The 17744-nt window shown below is 72.0% G+C and carries 16 protein-coding genes; 12 read left to right on the forward strand and 4 right to left on the reverse strand.

Annotated elements, in window-relative coordinates; genetic code table 11:
- Positions 1-60: 60 nt before the first annotated feature.
- Both ASG59_RS13965 and ASG59_RS13970 read left to right on the forward strand, forming a co-directional pair.
- Positions 61-1254, forward strand: coding sequence for a DUF1972 domain-containing protein (locus ASG59_RS13965; protein ID WP_056281427.1), 1194 nt, complete (start codon positions 61-63; stop codon positions 1252-1254).
- Positions 1251-2525 (forward strand): cellulase family glycosylhydrolase, encoded by a 1275-nt coding sequence (locus ASG59_RS13970; protein ID WP_056409458.1) that lies wholly within the window; start codon positions 1251-1253, stop codon positions 2523-2525. Before ASG59_RS13965 ends, ASG59_RS13970 begins: the two co-directional genes overlap by 4 nt.
- Here the strand turns inward: ASG59_RS13970 and ASG59_RS13975 are convergent.
- Both ASG59_RS13975 and ASG59_RS13980 read right to left on the reverse strand, forming a co-directional pair.
- Positions 2522-3868 carry a VpsF family polysaccharide biosynthesis protein gene (locus ASG59_RS13975; protein ID WP_210168511.1) on the reverse strand — a complete coding sequence of 449 codons (1347 nt, stop codon included), beginning with the start codon at positions 3866-3868 and terminating at the stop codon, positions 2522-2524. The two genes, ASG59_RS13970 and ASG59_RS13975, sit on opposite strands and share 4 nt — an antisense overlap.
- Positions 3869-3875: 7 nt before the next feature.
- Complete coding sequence (locus ASG59_RS13980; RefSeq protein ID WP_056281431.1) at positions 3876-6005, reverse strand: exopolysaccharide transport family protein; 2130 nt, start codon at positions 6003-6005, stop codon at positions 3876-3878.
- Between the two features lie 321 nt (positions 6006-6326).
- On the opposite strand from ASG59_RS13980, the gene ASG59_RS13985 reads away from it, so the two are divergent.
- From ASG59_RS13985 to ASG59_RS14010, 6 genes are all read left to right on the forward strand, one after another.
- Entirely contained in the window at positions 6327-7244 is a 918-nt protein-coding gene (locus ASG59_RS13985; protein ID WP_055880433.1) for a branched-chain amino acid ABC transporter permease, read from the forward strand.
- A gap of 91 nt (positions 7245-7335) precedes the next feature.
- The gene (gene livM / locus ASG59_RS13990; protein WP_156387550.1) at positions 7336-8640 is read left to right on the forward strand and encodes a high-affinity branched-chain amino acid ABC transporter permease LivM; all 1305 of its coding nucleotides are present in this window, start codon (positions 7336-7338) and stop codon (positions 8638-8640) included.
- On the forward strand, positions 8637-9494 hold the full coding sequence (locus ASG59_RS13995; protein WP_056409462.1) for an ABC transporter ATP-binding protein: 858 nt from the start codon (positions 8637-8639) through the stop codon (positions 9492-9494). The genes livM and ASG59_RS13995 overlap by 4 nt, the downstream gene beginning before the upstream one ends.
- Positions 9495-9504: 10 nt before the next feature.
- Positions 9505-10287, forward strand: coding sequence for an ABC transporter ATP-binding protein (locus tag ASG59_RS14000; protein ID WP_055880443.1), 783 nt, complete (start codon positions 9505-9507; stop codon positions 10285-10287).
- Positions 10284-10631 carry a DUF6867 family protein gene (locus ASG59_RS14005; protein WP_056409465.1) on the forward strand — a complete coding sequence of 116 codons (348 nt, stop codon included), beginning with the start codon at positions 10284-10286 and terminating at the stop codon, positions 10629-10631. Before ASG59_RS14000 ends, ASG59_RS14005 begins: the two co-directional genes overlap by 4 nt.
- 73 nt (positions 10632-10704) lie before the next feature.
- On the forward strand, positions 10705-11826 hold the full coding sequence (locus ASG59_RS14010; protein ID WP_156399248.1) for a branched-chain amino acid ABC transporter substrate-binding protein: 1122 nt from the start codon (positions 10705-10707) through the stop codon (positions 11824-11826).
- Positions 11827-11875: 49 nt separating this feature from the next.
- On the opposite strand, the gene ASG59_RS14015 is transcribed toward ASG59_RS14010, so the two are convergent.
- Positions 11876-13216, reverse strand: a complete 1341-nt coding sequence (locus tag ASG59_RS14015) for an NAD(P)/FAD-dependent oxidoreductase (protein ID WP_200945964.1) — start codon at positions 13214-13216, stop codon at positions 11876-11878.
- 150 nt (positions 13217-13366) lie between these two features.
- Here ASG59_RS14015 and ASG59_RS14020 point away from each other — a divergent pair, with 150 nt between their 5' ends.
- A complete protein-coding gene (locus tag ASG59_RS14020; RefSeq protein WP_055881266.1) occupies positions 13367-14083 on the forward strand; it encodes a sulfate transporter family protein in 717 nt (238 codons plus the stop codon).
- A gap of 9 nt (positions 14084-14092) precedes the next feature.
- Here ASG59_RS14020 and ASG59_RS14025 read toward each other — a convergent pair whose 3' ends face one another.
- Positions 14093-15238, reverse strand: coding sequence for a complex I NDUFA9 subunit family protein (locus ASG59_RS14025; RefSeq protein ID WP_056409467.1), 1146 nt, complete (start codon positions 15236-15238; stop codon positions 14093-14095).
- 276 nt (positions 15239-15514) lie between these two features.
- Between ASG59_RS14025 and ASG59_RS14030 the strand changes: the two genes are divergently transcribed.
- The 3 genes from ASG59_RS14030 to ASG59_RS14040 are packed head-to-tail and all read left to right on the forward strand — an operon-like array spanning position 15515 to position 17735.
- Positions 15515-16210 (forward strand): ABC transporter permease, encoded by a 696-nt coding sequence (locus ASG59_RS14030; protein ID WP_056409469.1) that lies wholly within the window; start codon positions 15515-15517, stop codon positions 16208-16210.
- On the forward strand, positions 16207-16926 hold the full coding sequence (locus ASG59_RS14035) for a phosphate ABC transporter ATP-binding protein (protein WP_055880457.1): 720 nt from the start codon (positions 16207-16209) through the stop codon (positions 16924-16926). The genes ASG59_RS14030 and ASG59_RS14035 overlap by 4 nt, the downstream gene beginning before the upstream one ends.
- Positions 16899-17735 carry a substrate-binding domain-containing protein gene (locus ASG59_RS14040; protein ID WP_082523866.1) on the forward strand — a complete coding sequence of 279 codons (837 nt, stop codon included), beginning with the start codon at positions 16899-16901 and terminating at the stop codon, positions 17733-17735. The genes ASG59_RS14035 and ASG59_RS14040 overlap by 28 nt, the downstream gene beginning before the upstream one ends.
- Positions 17736-17744: the final 9 nt, after the last annotated feature.

Consider the following 17744-nt stretch of genomic DNA (forward strand, 5'->3'; position numbering starts at 1 on the left):
TGATGACTGCCGGCGCGAATTCCACGGGTCGCGGCGGCGCCGAACCAGAGCCACGCCGCCATGACGACCACGCGCCGGCCTTCCATGCTGATCCTCGGGACGCGTGGCGTCCCGGCGGCGCACGGGGGTTTCGAGACCTTCGCCGAACGCCTCGCCCTGCACCTGGTCGAGCGCGGCTGGGACGTGGGCGTCTACTGCCAGCGCGACGTGAGCGCGGTGACGGAGCGGTTCTCCAGCACCTACTGGCGCGGCATCGAGCAGATCCATGTGGAGGTGGCCTCCACCGGCCCGGCCGGGACCCTCGACTTCGACGCCCATTGCGTGCGCGACGCCGCCGACCGCGACGGCGTCTGCCTGGTGCTCGGCTACAACGGGGCGGTGTTCCTGCCGTATCTGCGGCTGGCCGGCTCCAAGATCATGACCAACATGGACGGCATCGAGTGGCGCCGCCCGAAATGGAGCCGGGCCGTGAAGGCGTGGTTCTGGATCAACGAGTGGATCGCCGCCTGGTCGTCGCAGCGCCTGGTCGCCGACCATCCCGTCATCGCCGACCACATCGCCACCCGGCGCCCGCGCAAGGCCATCGCCACCATCCCCTACGGCGGGCAGGAGGTGCTCGGCGCCCCCCTCGCCCCGGTGGAGGCCCTGGGCCTGACGCCGGGCCGCTACCTGATCTCGGTGGCGCGCATCGAGCCCGACAACAGCATCCTGCCCATCGTCGAGACGTTTTCGCGGCGCCCGCGCGGCATGACGCTCGCGGTGCTCGGCCGCCTCGACGACGCCAACCCCTATCACCGGGCGGTGCGCGCGGCGGCGGGCGGGGAGGTGCTGTTCCCCGGCCCGATCTACGACCCGCCGTCGCTGCAGGCCCTGCGGTTCCACGCCCGCGCCTACGTGCACGGGCACACGGTGGGAGGCACCAACCCCTCGCTGGTCGAATCCCTGTGGGCGGGCAACCCGGTGATCGCCCACGCCAACGCCTACAACGCCTGGACGGCGGGGCCCGAGCAGCTGTTCTTCTCGGATGCCGACGACCTCGACGCGGCCATCGCCACGGCGCTCGGCGACGACGCCTGGGTCGCCCGGGCCGGTGCGGCCGCCCGCGTGCGAGCCTCGCGGGATTTCGCCTGGAGCGACATCCTCAAGGCCTACGAGCAGGAGCTGCTCGTGCTCGGCGGCTACGCCGCCGCCCCGGCGCTGGCGCCGGTCATGGACGGCGCCCTCGGCCTGCCGGCGGAAGAGATGGTGCGGTGACCCCGGAGGGAACGCTCGGCCGCCGGGCGTTTGTCACGCAGGGGCTGGCGGCTGGGCTTTCGGCGGCGGGGTTTGCCGCCCTGCCATCCCACGCTTTGGCGCAGGCCCGGATGCCGCGGCTGCGGCGGGGCATCAACGTCTGGCCGTGGTTCTCCCTCACCAAGGAATATCCCGCCCCGCGCACCGACTACGCCTGGCCGCCCTACCAGGACCAGCGCCCGGTGCCGCGCCCCGCCGACCTGCGCAGGCTGCGCACGGCGGGGTTCGACTTCCTGCGGATCCCGGTGGACCCCGGCCCGTTCCTGGCCTTCGGCCAGCCGCAGCGGGGTGCCCTCCTCGGGCTGCTCACGGACGCGGTGACGCGAAGCCTCGACGCCGACCTGTCGGTGGTGGTCAACCTGCAGATCAACGAGGCGACCCACCATTTCACCTCATCCCGCCTGATCGCCGGCACGCAGGCCCCCGATTTTGCCGGCTACGGGGCGCTGGTCGGCGAGGTCGCCGGAGCCCTGGCGCGCATCGGGGGCGGGCGGGTGGCGCTGGAACCGGTCAACGAGCCGCCGCAGGGCTGCGGTTCGGCCGAATGGGACGGCGTGCAGCTCGCCCTGCTGCGCCGGGCCCGCGCGGCCGCGCCCGGCCTGCCCCTGGTGGCCACCGGCGCCTGCGGCGGCATGATCCCCGGCCTCGAAGCGCTCGATCCGGCCCCGATCCTGGCGCTGGCACCGGTGTTCTTCACGTTTCACTATTACGAGCCCTACCTGTTCAGCCACCAGGGCGCGCCCTGGATGCGCGAGCCGGTCTACCGGGCGCTCAACGCAGTGCCGTGGCCGGCCTCGGCCGGGTCCCTCGAGGCGACCCTGGCGGCGGTGCGCCGGCGCATCGCCGCCGACACCGTGCTGTCGGCGGCGGCCAAGGCCAGCGCCTACGCCGAGACCGAGCGGGTGCTGACCCAGTATTTCGACGCCTGGCCGGACCGGCCGTTCGTGGACCACGCGATGGCGCGGGTGAGCGCCTACGCCCGCCGCCACGCCATCCCGCCCGAGCACATCGTCCTCGGCGAATTCGGGGCCCTGCGCTCGGACGCCCGCTACGTCGCCGCCCCCGCCCCGGACCGCGCCCGCTACATCCGCGACGTGCGCCTGAGCGCGGAGGCCGCTGGCTTCCCCTGGGCGTTCTGGAACCTGTTCGACGGCATGGGCCTCATCGACGACACCACGCGGGTGTTCGACCGCGCCATCGCGGATGCGCTCGGGGTCGGCGCGCCGGATTAACGCCGCCGTGCCGAAACGACCCGATCCCCCGGCGGCAGCGGCCGGAACATCACCAGCATCAGAACCGCGAACTTCATCATCAGCGTGGTCTTGCCCGCGATGCTCTCGGAGGTGTTGAGGAGCAGCGCGAACACGATCACCGGCAGGGCTGTGCCGGGCCGGCAGCGGCGGATCACCTCGGTCATGAACAGGACCACGGCGATGGTGAGCAGGGCCGTCATGAACACGCCCTGGTAGAGCACCATGCGGATGATCGGGTTCTCGATGCCCCATTCGAGGCCGCTGATGCGGCGCAAGCTATCGACGAGCGCCGTGTCGGGGCCGAACATCAGGTCGCGCAAGGGGATGCGGCCGAACAGTTCGAACATCTCGACGCGGGCGTTGGCGCTGCCGCCGTCCGAGACGAAGCGCTGCAGCAGCTTGTCGAAGAAGCCGCCCACCGCCAGGCCCACCACCGCCACCGGCGCCACGGCGAGGACGACGAGGAAGATGCCGGCCCCCAGGAGCGGCACCCTCCCCGAGCGCAGCACGCGAAGGCCCTGCACGAGGGCGTAGGCGCCGCCGAAGACGAGGCAGGCGACGATGGCCGAGCGGCCGCCGAAGGTCACCAGCGCCACGAGCTGGAGCGCGATCATCGGCAGGCGCAGGGCGGCGGGGATCGCCGAGCCGCCGCCGGCCTGGAGCGCCATGAGATAGAGCCCGGTGACGGTGGCGTTCACCAGCGGGTGCCCCTGCAGCGCCGCCGAGCGGGTGTCGGTGGGAAACACCGCGCCGTCGAAGCGGTAGGGGAACACCAGGGTGCCGGTGAGGAATTCGGCGAGCCCGAGCAGGGCGTTGGCGAGCATGACGAGGTGGAGCGCCTGCTCCATCCGGCGCAGGCCCCGGCCGTCGAGGTTGGCCATCACCGGCACCAGCAGGGCCGGGCCGACGTAGGTGTCGATGGAGCCGGCGAGCCCGCTCGCCCCGCGCAGGGCGATGTGGGCGGCCATCGACAGGGCGACCACCAGCAGGAACAGGCTGGCCGGGCAGGCCTGGACCGAGCGCACCAGGAACCCGACCGGGTCGCCGTTGGTGAGGAGCGACCAGGCGAACAGCAGCACCGCGCAATAGGTCGCCGGGTGGATCTTGGCCGCGGCACTGCCCGAAAGGCCGTCGTAGTTCAGGCCGGCGTACCAGAGCATGCCGCCCGAGACGCCGAACAGCAGCACGGTGGTCAGCACCAGGGCCGCCACCGGCGCCGAGCGTCGCACGCTCACCGGCCGCGAGGCCTGGGCCGAAAAGACCGGCGCTTCGAAGGCGGGCGTCCGGTTCGGCCCGGCGGGGGACGCGGTGCGGCTGCGCATCGGCCCCTCAGGCGGCCCGCGAGACCAGGACGCCGGCCGAGATCGGGCGCCCGTTGAGGATGGCCGCCTCGGTGGCGTCGAGGAGGTCGCGCTGCGTGGTCACGCCGGCGTCGGCCACCAGCAGCACCGCGTCGGCCAAGACCATCAGCGGGGTCGCCTGCAGGCTCTCCACCAGGGCGCCGCCCTCCACCACCACGAGGTCGAAGCGCCGCCCGACCTCGTCGAGGAAGCGTTCCTTCGCGTCGAGGTCGGTGACCTCGCCGCGCTTCTGGCGGCCGAGCCCGAGGGTGCGGATGCCGCTGGCGGGCTGGGCCCGGATCACCGTGTTGAGGCTGCGCTCGCCGCGCAGCACGTCGAGGAAGCCCGGCGAGGCGCCGCCCTCGCGCAGGTCCGTCTCGATGTAGAGCACGCGCAGGCCGCGGGCCTCGGCCACGGAGGCCAGGAGATGCGCGATCCGGCGGCGGGCGGTGTCGTCGCCCCGGCTCGAGGTGACGAAGACGCTGCCGATGGTCTCGCCGCCGCGGCCGCGCAGGGCGAGCATGCGCCCGAGCAGCAGGCTCACCGCATGGACGTCCGGCCCCCCGGCGGCGGCGGGTTTGGCGCTCCCCGCCCTGGCGGTGGTGGCCTTCAGCGGAACCACCCCGAGGACGGGGGCGTCGGCCAGGGCCTGCATCTGGTTGCGCGAGAGCACGGTGGGGCTGAGGTACTCGCGCACCACCGCGAGCCCGGTGCCGAGCCCGAGGCCCGCCGCCAGGGCGCCGAGCGCGAACACGCCGGGCAGCGGCCAGCTCTTCTCCTGGGGCGGGTTGGCCAGCGAGATGATGCGGGCGTTGGTGGAATCGATGCCGGCCTGGTCGCGGATCTCGCGGGCGCGGGTGAGGAACGCGGTGTAGACGGTGCGGCTCGCCTCGACGTCGCGTTCGAGCTCGCGCAGGCGGATCGAGGCCTGCGACGTGGTGTTGGTCTCGCCCTGGAGGCGTTTCAGGCTGGCGGACAGGGACTTCTCGTTGGCCAGCGCCCGCTCGTAATCGGCCCGGGCCGAGCGGGCGAGGCGCCCGAGCTCGCCGGAGATGAGGTTGCGCACCTCCTGCATCTGCGCGCCGATGGAGACGATCGAGGGATGGCGGCCGCCGAGCTGGGTCGAGAGGTCCGCCTGCCGCTCGGAGAGTTCGGCGAACTGCTGGCGCAGCCGGGCGATCACCGGGGATTGCAGCGCCTCCGCCGTGGCCTCGGCGCCGCCGCCGGCCCTGCGGATCTGCTCGATCTGCTCGATGCGGGCCTTGAGCTCCGAGGCCTTGCTCTGGGCCGCGCTGAGCTGGATGTTGATGTCGCTCAGCTGCTGCTCGGTGACGAGGCGGCCGTTGGAGCGCACGAGGTCGTTCTGCGCGCGGAAGGTCTCGGCCCGGTCCTCGGCCTGGCGCACCCGCTCGCGCTGCTCGTCGAGCCGGCTCGTGAGTTCGTCGGAGGCCCGCCGGGAGGCCTGCACCCGGGCGTCGGCGAGGTCGGCGAGATAGGCGCTCGCGATGGCGTTGGCCAGGCGCGCGGCCTTGGCGGCGGATTTGGCCGTGATGATGATGTCGATCACGAACACCTTGTCGGCACGCTTGATGGCCAGGCGCTTCTTGAGGGCGCGCAGGGTGCGCTCGTTCAGGTCGGCTGGGCTCTCGGCGGCCGGCGTTTTGCCCACCAGCCCGGCCAGGGCGTCGGTGACGGCGGAGAAATCCCCCCGTCCCGCGAACTCGGGGTCGGCGGTGAGGTCGGTGGCGGCGATGGCGCGCCCGAGCACGCTGGCCGATTCGATCAGCCGGACCTGGCTCTCCACCTGCGTGATGCCGCCGTCGGGCGCCACCGAGACCGGATTGATGTCGTTGGTCATCACCGTGCGGTCGCGCGGGTCGATCAGGATCTGCGAGGTGGCGGTGTAGAGGGAGGGCGTGGTCAGCCCGTAGGCGAGGGCCACCGCCACAAGGACGAGGGGGGTCCACAGGATCCAGCCGCTGCGGCGCCGCAGGATGCGCCAGAGGTCGCCGATCTCGGCGGTGCGGTCGAGCTCGGGCCCGGCGAAGTTGACCGCCGGCCCGCCGGCCACCGCCATGGCCCGGCCCCGCGCCCCCATCGTGCTTTCGAACTGCGTCATGGCCTACCGGTCGCCTGTGACACGGCTCCGGCGCGGACGCTCCCGAGGGAGGAACCGCCGCCGGACCGAGGTCGCCAACCACCCGACGCTACGAGACGATTCACCAAGCCGAGGTTTCCGGCCGGCGCGGATCTGCCGACATGGTGAATGCGGCGCTAACGGCGGTTTCGCGCGGCGACCCGCCGAACCTTTGTGCGGCCGCGCCGGAAACTTGTGCGGCCGTTGGCTCGTGCCCGGACGAAGGTGCATTGACCACCGGCCCGCGAATGGGACATTCCAGCAGGGACCGAGCACGGGACGCGACGAGGGCAAGGCCGCCGCATGGAATTCTTCGCCCAGCAGCTCATCAACGGCCTGACGCTGGGGTCCATCTACGGCCTCATCGCCATCGGCTACACGATGGTCTTCGGCATCATCGGCATGGTCAACTTCGCCCACGGCGACGTCTTCATGCTCTCGGCCTTCGTCGCGCTGATCGTGTTCCTGGCGCTCACCACCTGGGTCGGCCTCGTCTCGGTGCCGCTGGTCTTCGTCATCGTGCTGGTCTGCGCCATGGCGGTCACCGCCCTGTGGGGCTGGGCGATCGAACGGGCCGCCTACCGCCCCTTGCGCGGCTCGTTCCGCCTCGCGCCGCTGATCTCGGCCATCGGCGTCTCGATCTTCCTGTCGAACTTCGTGCAGGTCGTGCAGGGCGCGCGCAACAAGCCGGTGCCGCCGCTCGTGCGCGACGTCGTGGTGCTCTACCAGCGCGACGACTACATGGTGACCCTGTCCTACAAGCAGATGCTGATCATGGTCACCACGGCGGTGCTGCTCGCCGGGTTCTGGTACCTCGTCCAGAAGACGCCGTTCGGCCGGGCCCAGCGCGCCTGCGAGCAGGACCGGCGCATGGCCGCGCTGCTGGGCATCAACGTCGACCGCACCATCTCGCTGACCTTCGTGCTCGGCGCGGCCCTGGCCGCCGTCGCCGGCACTCTCTACCTCCTCTACTACGGCGTGGTCTCGTTCTCGGACGGCTTCGTGCCCGGCGTGAAGGCCTTCACCGCGGCCGTGCTCGGCGGCATCGGCTCGCTGCCGGGCGCCGTCATCGGCGGGTTGATCATCGGCCTCATCGAGACGTTCTGGTCGGCCTATTTCTCGATCGAGTACAAGGACGTGGCCGCCTTCCTGATCCTGATCATCGTGCTGATCTTCAAGCCGTCGGGCATCCTCGGCCGGCCGGAAGTGGAGAAGGTCTGACGTGGCGCAAGCCTATCCTTCTCCCGCCTCCCCTTCCCCCGCCCTTTCCGCCGGAGCGCCCCCCCGCCGGGACGCCTCGCCGTATCCGGAGATCCTCAAGGACTGCGCGCTGTTCGCCCTTGTGACCCTGGGGCTCTCGATCCCCATCGTCGCCATCCGCACCGACCTCGGCCAGGGCACCGGCCTCTTCCTCACCACCCGCTGGGGCGCCGTGGCGGTTTTGTGCGCGGCGGTGTTCGCCTTGCGCCTCGTGCAGCGCCTGATCCTGCTGCGGGTCGGGCGGCGCCGGACCGCGGCGCAGGCGCGCCAGGCCGCCAGCGGGCTCGCCGCCCCCGTGAGCCGGCTCGCCGCGATCCTGTCGCCCCTGACGCTGGGCCTCGCGCTGTTCCTGCCCGTCCTGGCGGTGGTCGGCGGCGGCGGCCTCAGCGAGGGCCGCTACTGGATCGATCTGGGCATCCTCATCCTCACCTACGTCATGCTCGGCTGGGGGCTGAACATCGTGGTCGGCCTCGCGGGCCTGCTCGACCTCGGCTACGTCGCCTTCTACGCGGTGGGGGCCTACACCTACGCCCTGTGCGCGACGGTGTTCGGCCTGTCGTTCTGGGTCTGCCTGCCGCTCGCCGGCCTGTTCGCGGCGGCCTTCGGCGTCCTGCTCGGCTTTCCGGTGCTGCGCCTGCGCGGCGACTACCTCGCCATCGTGACCCTGGCCTTCGGCGAGATCATCCGCCTCGTCCTCATCAACTGGGTCGACTTTTCCGGCGGGGCCGCGGGCCTGTCCTCGATCCCCCGCGCCAGCTTCTTCGGCATTCCCTTCACGGCCGGCGAAGGCGGGTTCGCCGCCACCTTCGGGCTCGACTTCAACCCGATGCACCGGGTCGTCTTCCTCTACTACCTGATCCTGGTGCTCGCGCTGATCACCAACCTCGTCACCCTGCGCATGCGCCGCCTGCCGCTGGGGCGCGCCTGGGAGGCCCTGCGCGAGGACGAGATCGCCTGCCGGTCGCTGGGCATCGACACCACCATGACCAAGCTCACCGCCTTCGCGCTGGGCGCGATGTTCGCGGGCTTCGCCGGCTCGTTCTTCGCCGTGCGCCAGGGCTTCGTCTCGCCTGAGAGCTTCAACTTCCTGGAGAGCGCGATCATCCTGGCCATCGTGGTGCTCGGCGGCATGGGCAGCCAGATCGGGGTCGCCATCGCCGCCATCGTCATGGTCGGGGCGCCCGAGATGCTGCGCAACCTCGGCTTCCTGAGCGCGGTGTTCGGCGAGGGTTTCGACCCGAACGAGTACCGCCTGCTCCTGTTCGGCCTCGCCATGGTGGCGATGATGGTGTTCCGCCCGCGCGGCCTCATCTCCGAGCGCGAGCCCTCGGTGCGCCTGAGCGAGCGGGCACGATGAGCAGGCTCGTCGATCCCATCCTGGTCGTCGACCACCTCACCATGCGCTTTGGCGGGCTGGTGGCGGTGGACGACCTCTCCTTCGCGGTCGGGCGCGGCGACATCACCGCGCTCATCGGCCCCAACGGGGCCGGCAAGACCACGGTCTTCAACTGCATCACCGGCTTCTACAAGCCGACCGAGGGCATGATCACCCTGCGCCGGGCCGACGGGTCGACCTACCTGCTCGAGCGCCTGCCCGGCCACGACGTCAACCGTCGCGCCGGGGTGGCGCGCACCTTCCAGAACATCCGCCTGTTCCCGCGCATGACCGTGCTCGAGAACCTGCTCGTGGCCATGCACAAGCCCCTGATGAAGGCCTCCGGCTTCAGCCTCGCGGGCATCCTCGGCTTTCCCGGCTACGCCCGCGCCGAGCGGGCCGGCATCGAGAAGGCGCGGGCCTGGCTCGAGCGCATCGATCTCGTCGAGCGTGCCGACGACGAGGCCGGCGACCTGCCCTACGGCGACCAGCGCCGCCTGGAGATCGCCCGCGCGATGTGCACCGACCCGGTGCTGCTCTGCCTCGACGAGCCGGCCGCCGGCCTCAACCCGCGCGAATCGGCCGACCTCAACACCCTGCTGCGCCTGATCCGCGACGAGCACGACACCTCGGTGCTCCTGATCGAGCACGACATGTCGGTGGTGATGCAGATCTCCGACCGGATCGTGGTGCTCGACTACGGCCTCAAGATCGCCGACGGCACCCCCGACCAGATCCGCACCGACACCCGCGTCATCGCCGCCTACCTCGGGGTCGACGACGAGGAGGTCGAGGCGGTGGAGGCCGAAGTCGGGCTCACGGGGACGCAGGCATGAAGAGCCCAGCATGAGCGTCGCCGGCATCAACGTCCTCGTGGAGGAAACCCGGGCCGCCCAGGCCAGGGCGGCGCTGCCGCTGCTGAGCGTGCGCGGGGTCTCGACCTACTACGGCAGCATCCGCGCCCTGAAGGGGGTCGACCTCGACGTCAACGAGGGCGAGATCGTCGCGCTCATCGGCGCCAACGGGGCCGGCAAGTCGACCCTGATGATGACGATCTTCGGCAGCCCGCAGGCGCGCGACGGCTCCATCACCTATGCCGGCCGCGACATCACCCGGCTGCCCACCCACGAGATCGCGCGCCTCAACATCGCGCAGTCGCCGGAAGGGCGGCGCATCTTCCCGCGCATGACCGTGCGCGAGAACCTGCAGATGGGGGCGGCCGTCAACGGCGGGCGCCATTTCGCGGAAGACCTGGAGAAGGTCTGCACCCTGTTCCCGCGCCTGGCCGAGCGGATCGACCAGCGCGGCGGCACCATGTCGGGCGGCGAGCAGCAGATGCTGGCCATCGCCCGCGCCCTGATGAGCCGGCCGCGCCTGCTGCTCCTCGACGAGCCCTCGCTCGGCCTCGCCCCCCTGGTGGTCAAGCAGATCTTCAACGCGGTGCGCGACCTCAACCGCACCGACGGGCTCACCGTCTTCATCGTCGAGCAGAACGCCTACCACGCCCTCAAGCTGGCGCACCGCGGCTACGTCATGGTCACGGGCACCATCACCATGAGCGGCACCGGCAAGGCGCTGCTGGACGATCCGCAGGTGAAGGCGGCCTATCTCGAAGGAGGCCAGCATTGACCGAGGACATCCCCCACGATCTGCCCACTCTCTGGGTGTTCGTCCTCGTCACCGTGATCTTAGGCGGCGGGGCGGCCTGGATGACGGGGGCCGGCATCGCGCGCGGGTGGCGGCCGTTCTGGCAGTGCCTGCTGGCGCTGCTGCTCGTGGCGGCGGTCGCGCGCTTCCTGCACTACGCGCTGTTCGAGCAGCCGCTGCTCTCAGGGATGGGCTTTGCCCTCGACGCCATGGTCATCCTCGCGATCGGGGCGGCGAGCTATCGTGCCACGCGCACGCGGCAGATGACGACGCAGTACCGCTGGCTCTACGAACGGACGGGCCCGCTGACTTGGCGGGTCCGCTGATCTGACGCCCGCGCACAACTTCGCTTTCACGCGGCCGGCGGGTGAGCCCGACCGGCCCAGAGGGGAAACACCGATGAGAACATTGCTCCGCACCGGCGTCGCACTCGGCCTCCTGATGTCGGCGACCCATGCCATGGCCGACATCAAGATCGGCATCGTCGCGCCGATCACCGGCCCCAACGCGGCCTTCGGCGCCCAGATCAAGAACGGCGCCACCCAGGCGGTGGAGGACATCAACAAGGCCGGCGGCATCAACGGCGAGAAGATCGTATTGTCGGTGGGCGACGACGCCTCCGACCCCAAGCAGGGCGTCTCGGTGGCCAACAAGTTCGCCTCGGAGGGCGTGAAGGCCGTGGTCGGCGCCTTCAACTCCGGCGTCTCGATCCCGACCTCCGACGCGCTGCAGGAGGCGGGCATCGTCCAGATCAGCCCCGCGTCCACCGCGATCAAGTTCACCGAGCGCGGCAACTGGAACACCTTCCGCACCTGCGGCCGCGACGACCAGCAGGGCGGCGTCGCCGGCGCCTACCTGGCGGACAAGTTCAAGGGCAAGAAGATCGCCATCGTCCACGACAAGAGCCCCTACGGGAAGGGCCTGGCCGACGAGACCCTGAAGGCGCTCAAGGCCAAGGGCGGCTCCAACGTGATCTACGAGGGCATCAACCCGGGCGAGAAGGACTTCTCGGCCCTCGTGTCGAAGCTCAAGCAGGCGCAGGTCGACGTGGTCTACTACGGCGGCCTGCACACGGAGGCCGGCCTCATCATCCGCCAGATGCGCGACCAGAGCCTGAACGCCCCGCTCATGGGCGGCGACGGCATCACCGACCGGGAGTTCGTGCAGATCGCCGGCCCGGGCGCAGAGGGCACCTACATGACCTTCTCGCCCGACGCCCGCAAGAACCCCAAGGCCAAGGCCATCGTCGACGCCTTCAAGGCGCGCAAGATCGATCCGGAGGCCTACACCCTCTATTCCTACGCCGCCGTGCAGATCCTCCAGGCGGCGATGACGGCCACCAAGTCTTCGGACGGCAAGAAGATCGCCGACTACATGCACCAGGGCAAGCCGTTCGACACGGTGATCGGCGACATCTCCTTCGACAAGAAAGGCGACATCACCCGGCCCGACTACGTGATGTACGTCTGGAAGAAGGCCCCCGACGGCTCGATCAACTACGCCGGCAACGAGATCGAGTAGTCGATCGCCAGCGGCGCCCCCCCTCCCCGCAAGGGGAAGGGGAGCGCCTTCAGGTGGGACGAGGCGGGGCGATCGAATCGCCGATCGCCGCCATAACGCCTTGCGCCGCCCGCGCGCCTTCCTCGTAGGCGCCGCCGGCGGTGCCCCATTGCAGGCGCGAGAGTGCTTCGCCGGCAAACCAGATCTTGTCCCCCACCGGTTCGGCGAGGGTGGCCCGGGCGCCGGCATGGCCCGGCGGCACCACCGCCCAGGAGCCGCGCGACCAAGGGTCGTGGCGCCACTCGCTCACCGCGGGGATCGCGAGGTCGTGGATGGCGCGGTGCCCGACGTGCTCGGCGAGCACGCTGCGGACGTAGCGGCGCACCCCGTCCGGCCCGCTCCCCGTCGCGTCGAGTTCGGCGGCGGCATGGACGTCGAGTTCGAAGAAGTGGAACGGCGTGCCGTCGATGCGGGTGAGGAGACCGGGGGGGTTGCGCCGCCCGCCGACCACGCTCGCCAGCCGGTCCGCCCCCCGGAACGGGCAGGACGGCCAGTGCAGCACCGCATGCTCGTAGATGCCGGTGGAGAACCCGTCGATGGCCGCGCGATGGGCCGGCGGCAGGGCCGGGGCGAACAGGGCGCCGCCGCGCAGGACCATCATCGGCACGGTGACGATCGCCGCCCTGGCCCGCAGGGTCTCTCCGCCGGCGGTGGCGATCGCCACCCCCTCCCCGCTCCAGTCGATCCCGGTGACGGCGGTGCCGAGCGCGATCGGCAGCCCCTGCGCGAGACGGGCGAGATAGCCGCCGAAGCCGCCGGCGATGAAGCGGTTGTCGCCGTATTCCATGCTGGGAAAGTCGTGCAGGGACACCTCGCTCAGGGCCTGGCCCGAGACGAGACCGTGGACGAGCGTCACCCGCTCGCCCCACGGCCCGAGGCCGGGGGGCAGCACGCTCGCGGCCGGCCGGTCGGGTCCGGGGCGGGCGGCCCCCTCGGTCATCGCCCGGTCGGCCAGGGCGAAGGCGCGACCGAGCGCGCGCTCCTCGTTGCGCCGCGCCCGGCGGCGCCCGACCCAGAGGTGGCTCTCCTGGGCCGCCACCCGCAACGGCTCGCCCCGCGCCTGCCCGAGGCGCACCAGCGGGTTGATCGGCCCGGCGTGCAGCCAGTGGCCGCCCAGATCGACCGGGTGGCCGCGCAGCCGGGTCGTCACCAGCCGGCCCCCGACCCGGTCGCGCGCCTCCAGCACCGCCACCGCGACGCCTCGTTCCGTCAGGGCCCGCGCGGCGGCGATGCCGGCCGCCCCCGCCCCGACCACCACCACCTCGGGGTCCGGCGGCAGGGCGGAGAGGCGCGGGGACACGCTCGGCCGGAAGTGGGCATGGGCGGGGCGCGCGGAACGGATTGGGATCATGAAACACCCTGGACGGGACGAGGAGCCGGCCGGGGTCCTCCAGCGCATGGGGAGGACGGGCGGGCCGCGGCCTTGCCCCGGCGCCGGGGCGAGGCCAGATGCTGGGCGCAGGCGGACGCCGCCATCGGCGTCCGCATCGGGGATTCGTCCATGCTGATCAAGGCCTCCCTCGCCGCCCTGAGACAGGTGTTCTCGCCGCCCCTGCGGGCGATCCTGTGGAAGTCGCTGGCGCTCACCATCGGCATCCTGGCGGTGATCTGGTTCGCACTGACGCGGCTCATCGCGTGGTTCCTCGCCAACCACCACCTCTCGGCGGATTATCCCTTCCTCGACACCCTCGCCTTCTTCTTCGCGGGGGCCGGCCTGTTCGTGGCGCTGGCCTACCTGATGCCGGCGGTCTCGATCCTGGTGGCGGGCTACTTCCTGGACGACGCCGCCGCCATCGTCGAGGCCACCGACTTTCCCGGCGAGCCGCCCGGCCGGGCGATGCCGCTCGGCCAATCGATGCTCTACACCGCGCGCTTCGCCGGGCTGGCGCTGCTGGTCAACCTCGTGGCGCTGATCCTGTTCTTCGTGCCGGGGGTGAACCTCGTGGCGTTCTTCGGCGCCAACACCTACCTGCTCGGGCGCGAGTATTTCGAGCTCGCCGCCGCCCGCTTCCGCGGGCTGGACGAGGCCGGCGCCATGCGCCGCCACCATTCCTTCACCGCCATGAGCGCGGGCGCGCTGCTGGCCGGGCTGATGGTGGTGCCCATCCTCAACCTGCTGACCCCGCTGTTCGGCATCGCCCTGATGGTCCACGTCCACAAGGGCCTGAGCCGGCGGGCGGAGCTGACCGGGCCGGAGGTGCAGGGGCGGCTGCGGTAGGCGCGAGGTTCAGTCCCGCGTGCCCCAGCGCGTGCCCATCCTGCTCGGCGCCGAGGCGTCGGGGCCGATGGCCGGACCGCTGGGGCGCTGCACGCCGGACGCGGGCATCGGCTCGGGCGCGGAGGTGGGCGCCACCTCGACCTCGGCCGGGCGGGCGGCGGTGGTGAACTGGCCGGCCTTGCGGAAGCGCCAGAGGTAGCCCGGCACCACCGCCTCCAGGGCGGTGGGCACGATGCCCAGCGCCGTAATGGTGCGCCCCTCCGCCTCGGCGGCCTCCGAGACGACGTTGTCGGTCTGGAGCAGGGTGACCTGGTCGCGGGTGAGCTTGAGGGCGTCGGGCAGGAGGCCGAGCGACAGGGTGTCGACGATCTCCAGCATCCGGGCCTGGAGGTTGGCCGCCGGCAGCGGCAGCGCCACCACCGGGCGCCGGCGCATGGTCGTCTCCAGCATGTAGCGCACCAGCGCCTCGAGGGTGCGGATCTCGGGGCCGCCGAGCTCGTAGACCGTGCCGCCGGGGACCTTGCCGTCCACCGCCCGGGCCACGGCCTCGGCGACGTCGCCCACGAACACCGGCTGGAACCGGGTCTCGGCGCCGGCGAGCGGCAGCACCGGCAGGGCACGGGCGAGGCCCGCGAAGCGGTTGAAGAAGCTGTCGCCCGGCCCGAACACGATGGAGGGCCGGAACACCACGGCGTCGGGCCGGGCGGCGAAGACCTGCGCTTCGCCCAGCGCCTTGGAGCGGGCGTATTGCGACGCGGACTGGGCGTCGGCGCCCAGCGCCGAGACATGGACGAGGTGGGCACCCACCGCGGCCGCCGCGCGGGCGATGGCCCCGGCTCCCTCCGCCTGCAACCCCGAAAAACTCTGGCGCCCGCTCTCCTGCAGGATGCCCACGAGGTTGACGACGATGTCGGCGCCCGCCACCGCCTGCGCGATCGACTGCGGATAGCGCAGGTTGGCCTGGACGGCGACGATCTGGCCGACCTTGCCCAGAGGCTGCAGGAACAGGGCGAGGTCGGGCCGGCGCACGGCGACGCGGATGCGGTAGCCGCGCTTGGCCAGCGCCCGCACCACGTGCCGCCCGAGGAAGCCGGACCCGCCGAACACGGTCACGAGGCGTGTCGCGGCCGGGGTCAGCGGCCCGGCGCCGGGCATGGCGGAAACCCCGGTCTGGGAAATCCTGGTCTGGGAAACCCCGGTCTGGGAAACGGTCTCTGGAAGGTCGGTCATCGCTGATCCCGAAAGACGGCCCGGAGCGGGGTCTGCCGCGCTCGCGCGAAGGGATCGCGGCCGGCGCCGGTCCCGTGCGCAGCGCTATGTAGAGCAGTTCCAGCCCGAACGGGAGCCGCCGCGGGCCGCGAAAACACGCGACGTCGCGGCCCCGGACGGGACGCATGGCGCTAGGCGGCCCGACGGTGGTATCGACGCCCGATGCTGCAGACCTTCGGCGAGGCCTTCTCGCTCCTCGCAAACCTCGACCGGGACGTGGTGGCGATCGCCGCCCTGAGCCTGCGCGTCAGCGCCTCGGCGGTGGCGATCGCCGCCCTCGTCGGGATTCCCCTGGGCGCCCTCGTCGCCCTGGTGGACTGGCGCGGGCGCCAGGCGGTGGTGGCGCTCCTCAACGCGGCCATGGGCCTGCCGCCGGTGATCGTCGGCCTCGTGCTCTACCTGCTGCTGTCCCGCTCCGGCCCGCTGGGAGCCCTCGGGCTCCTGTTCAGCCCCGCCGCGATGATCGCGGCGCAGGCGGTGCTGGTGACGCCCCTGGTGGCGGCGCTGGCACGCCAGACCGTCGCCGATGCCGACGGGCAGCTGGGCGAGCAGCTGCGCTCGCTGCGCCTGTCCCTGTGGCAGCGCATCCTGGTGCTGATCTACGACGTGCGCTTCTCCCTCGTCACCATCGTGCTGGCCGCCTTCGGGCGGGCGATGTCGGAGATCGGCGCGGTGCTGGTGGTGGGCGGCAACATCGCCGGGCACACCCGCACCATGACCACCGCGATCTCGCTGGAGACCCAGAAGGGCGACCTGCCGCTGGCGCTGGCCTTCGGGCTGGTGCTGATGGCCCTCGTGATCGCCGTCAACGCCGCGGCGGCCGTGCTGCGCGGCTACGCCGCCCGCGCCTACGGATGAGCGGCCCCGCCGCCATCGTCCGCCTCGCGGGCCTGCGCTACGAGGCCGGGGGCCGCACCATCCTCGACGGGCTCGACCTGACGCTCGAGGGCACCGGCATCACCGCCCTCGTCGGCCCCAACGGCGCGGGCAAGAGCGTGACGCTTCGGATGATCGACGGGCTGCTGGCGCCGCAGGCCGGCACCGTCGAGACCGGCGCCCTGCGCCGCGCCTTCGTGTTCCAGCGCCCGCCCCTGGTGCGCACCAGCGCGGCGCGCAACGTCGCCCTGGCCCTGGCGCCGCTCGGGCTCTCGGGGGCCGAGCGCAGGGCCCGCGTGGCGCAGGCCCTCGCGCGGGTCGGCCTCCTCGACCGGGCCGGCGACCCGGCGCCGAAGCTGTCGGGCGGCGAGCAGCAGCGCCTGGCGCTGGCCCGCGCCTGGGCGACCCGGCCCGGCCTCCTCCTCCTCGACGAGCCCACCGCCAGCCTCGATCCCGCCGCCACCGCCACCGTGGAGACGCTGGTGGCCGAGATGGCGGCGGAGGGCATCGCCGTGGTGCTGGTGTCGCACAACCTCGCCCAGGTGGCGCGGCTGGCCGAACACGTCGTCGTGCTTGCCGCCGGCCGCGTGGTCGAGCAGGGTCCGGTCCGACAGGTTCTCGGCGCACCGCGATCGGCGCAGGCCCGGGCCTACATCAAGGGAGAGTTCTCATGGGAATCGGCCGTCGCAGCCTCCTGAGCCTGTGCCTCGCGGTCTGCCTCTCCGGGCCGGCCGCCGCCGAGCCGGGGGAGACGATCACGGTGGCCTCCACCACCTCCACCGAGCAGTCGGGCCTGTTCAAGCACCTGCTGCCGCTGTTCACGCAGGCCAAGGGCATCGGCGTGAAGGTGGTGGCGCTCGGCACCGGCCAGGCCCTGGACGTGGGCCGGCGCGGCGACGCCGACGTGGTCTTCGTCCACGACCAGGCCGCCGAGGAGGCCTTCCTCGCCGACGGCTTCGCCGTGAAGCGCCAGGACGTGATGTACAACGACTTCGTCGTGGTCGGCCCCAGGAACGACCCGGCCGGGGCCGGCGGCCAGGACGTGCTCGAGGCCCTGCGCCGCATCGCCGCCGCCAGGGCGCCCTTCGTCTCGCGCGGCGACCGCTCGGGCACCCACGCGGCCGAACTGCGATACTGGAAGGCGGCGGGCGTCGACCTCGGCGCGGCCAAGGGCGAATGGTACAAGGAGATCGGCCAGGGCATGGGCCCGGCGCTCAACACCGCCTCGGCCGCGAACGCCTACCTCCTGTCGGATCGCGGCACCTGGCTCTCGTTCAAGAACCGCGGCGATCTCGCCATCCTGGTGGCCGGCGACCGGCGCCTGTTCAACCAGTACGGCGTCATGCTGGTGAACCCGGCCAAGCACCCGCAGGTGAAGGTCGCCGCCGGCCAGGCCTTCGTCGACTGGCTGGTCTCGAAGCCCGGCCAGGACGCCATCGCCGCCTACACCATCGGCGGCGAGCAGCTGTTCTTCCCCAACGCGGCCCCGGATGCGAAGGGGCAGTGAGCGCGCACG

Source organism: Methylobacterium sp. Leaf466, from assembly GCF_001425565.1.
Lineage (GTDB): Bacteria > Pseudomonadota > Alphaproteobacteria > Rhizobiales > Beijerinckiaceae > Methylobacterium.

Bases quoted from the DNA above. Each gene is read 5' to 3' on its own strand.
- ASG59_RS13965 (WP_056281427.1), top strand. From the start codon at position 61: ATGACGACCACGCGCCGGCCTTCCATGCTGATCCTCGGGACGCGTGGC.
- ASG59_RS13975 (WP_210168511.1), bottom strand. From the start codon at position 3,868: ATGCGCAGCCGCACCGCGTCCCCCGCCGGGCCGAACCGGACGCCCGCC.
- ASG59_RS13980 (WP_056281431.1), bottom strand. From the start codon at position 6,005: ATGACGCAGTTCGAAAGCACGATGGGGGCGCGGGGCCGGGCCATGGCG.
- ASG59_RS13985 (WP_055880433.1), top strand. From the start codon at position 6,327: ATGGAATTCTTCGCCCAGCAGCTCATCAACGGCCTGACGCTGGGGTCC.
- ASG59_RS13995 (WP_056409462.1), top strand. From the start codon at position 8,637: ATGAGCAGGCTCGTCGATCCCATCCTGGTCGTCGACCACCTCACCATG.
- ASG59_RS14000 (WP_055880443.1), top strand. From the start codon at position 9,505: ATGAGCGTCGCCGGCATCAACGTCCTCGTGGAGGAAACCCGGGCCGCC.
- ASG59_RS14010 (WP_156399248.1), top strand. From the start codon at position 10,705: ATGAGAACATTGCTCCGCACCGGCGTCGCACTCGGCCTCCTGATGTCG.
- ASG59_RS14015 (WP_200945964.1), bottom strand. From the start codon at position 13,216: ATGATCCCAATCCGTTCCGCGCGCCCCGCCCATGCCCACTTCCGGCCG.
- ASG59_RS14020 (WP_055881266.1), top strand. From the start codon at position 13,367: ATGCTGATCAAGGCCTCCCTCGCCGCCCTGAGACAGGTGTTCTCGCCG.
- ASG59_RS14025 (WP_056409467.1), bottom strand. From the start codon at position 15,238: ATGCCCGGCGCCGGGCCGCTGACCCCGGCCGCGACACGCCTCGTGACC.
- ASG59_RS14030 (WP_056409469.1), top strand. From the start codon at position 15,515: ATGCTGCAGACCTTCGGCGAGGCCTTCTCGCTCCTCGCAAACCTCGAC.
- ASG59_RS14035 (WP_055880457.1), top strand. From the start codon at position 16,207: ATGAGCGGCCCCGCCGCCATCGTCCGCCTCGCGGGCCTGCGCTACGAG.
- ASG59_RS14040 (WP_082523866.1), top strand. From the start codon at position 16,899: ATGGGAATCGGCCGTCGCAGCCTCCTGAGCCTGTGCCTCGCGGTCTGC.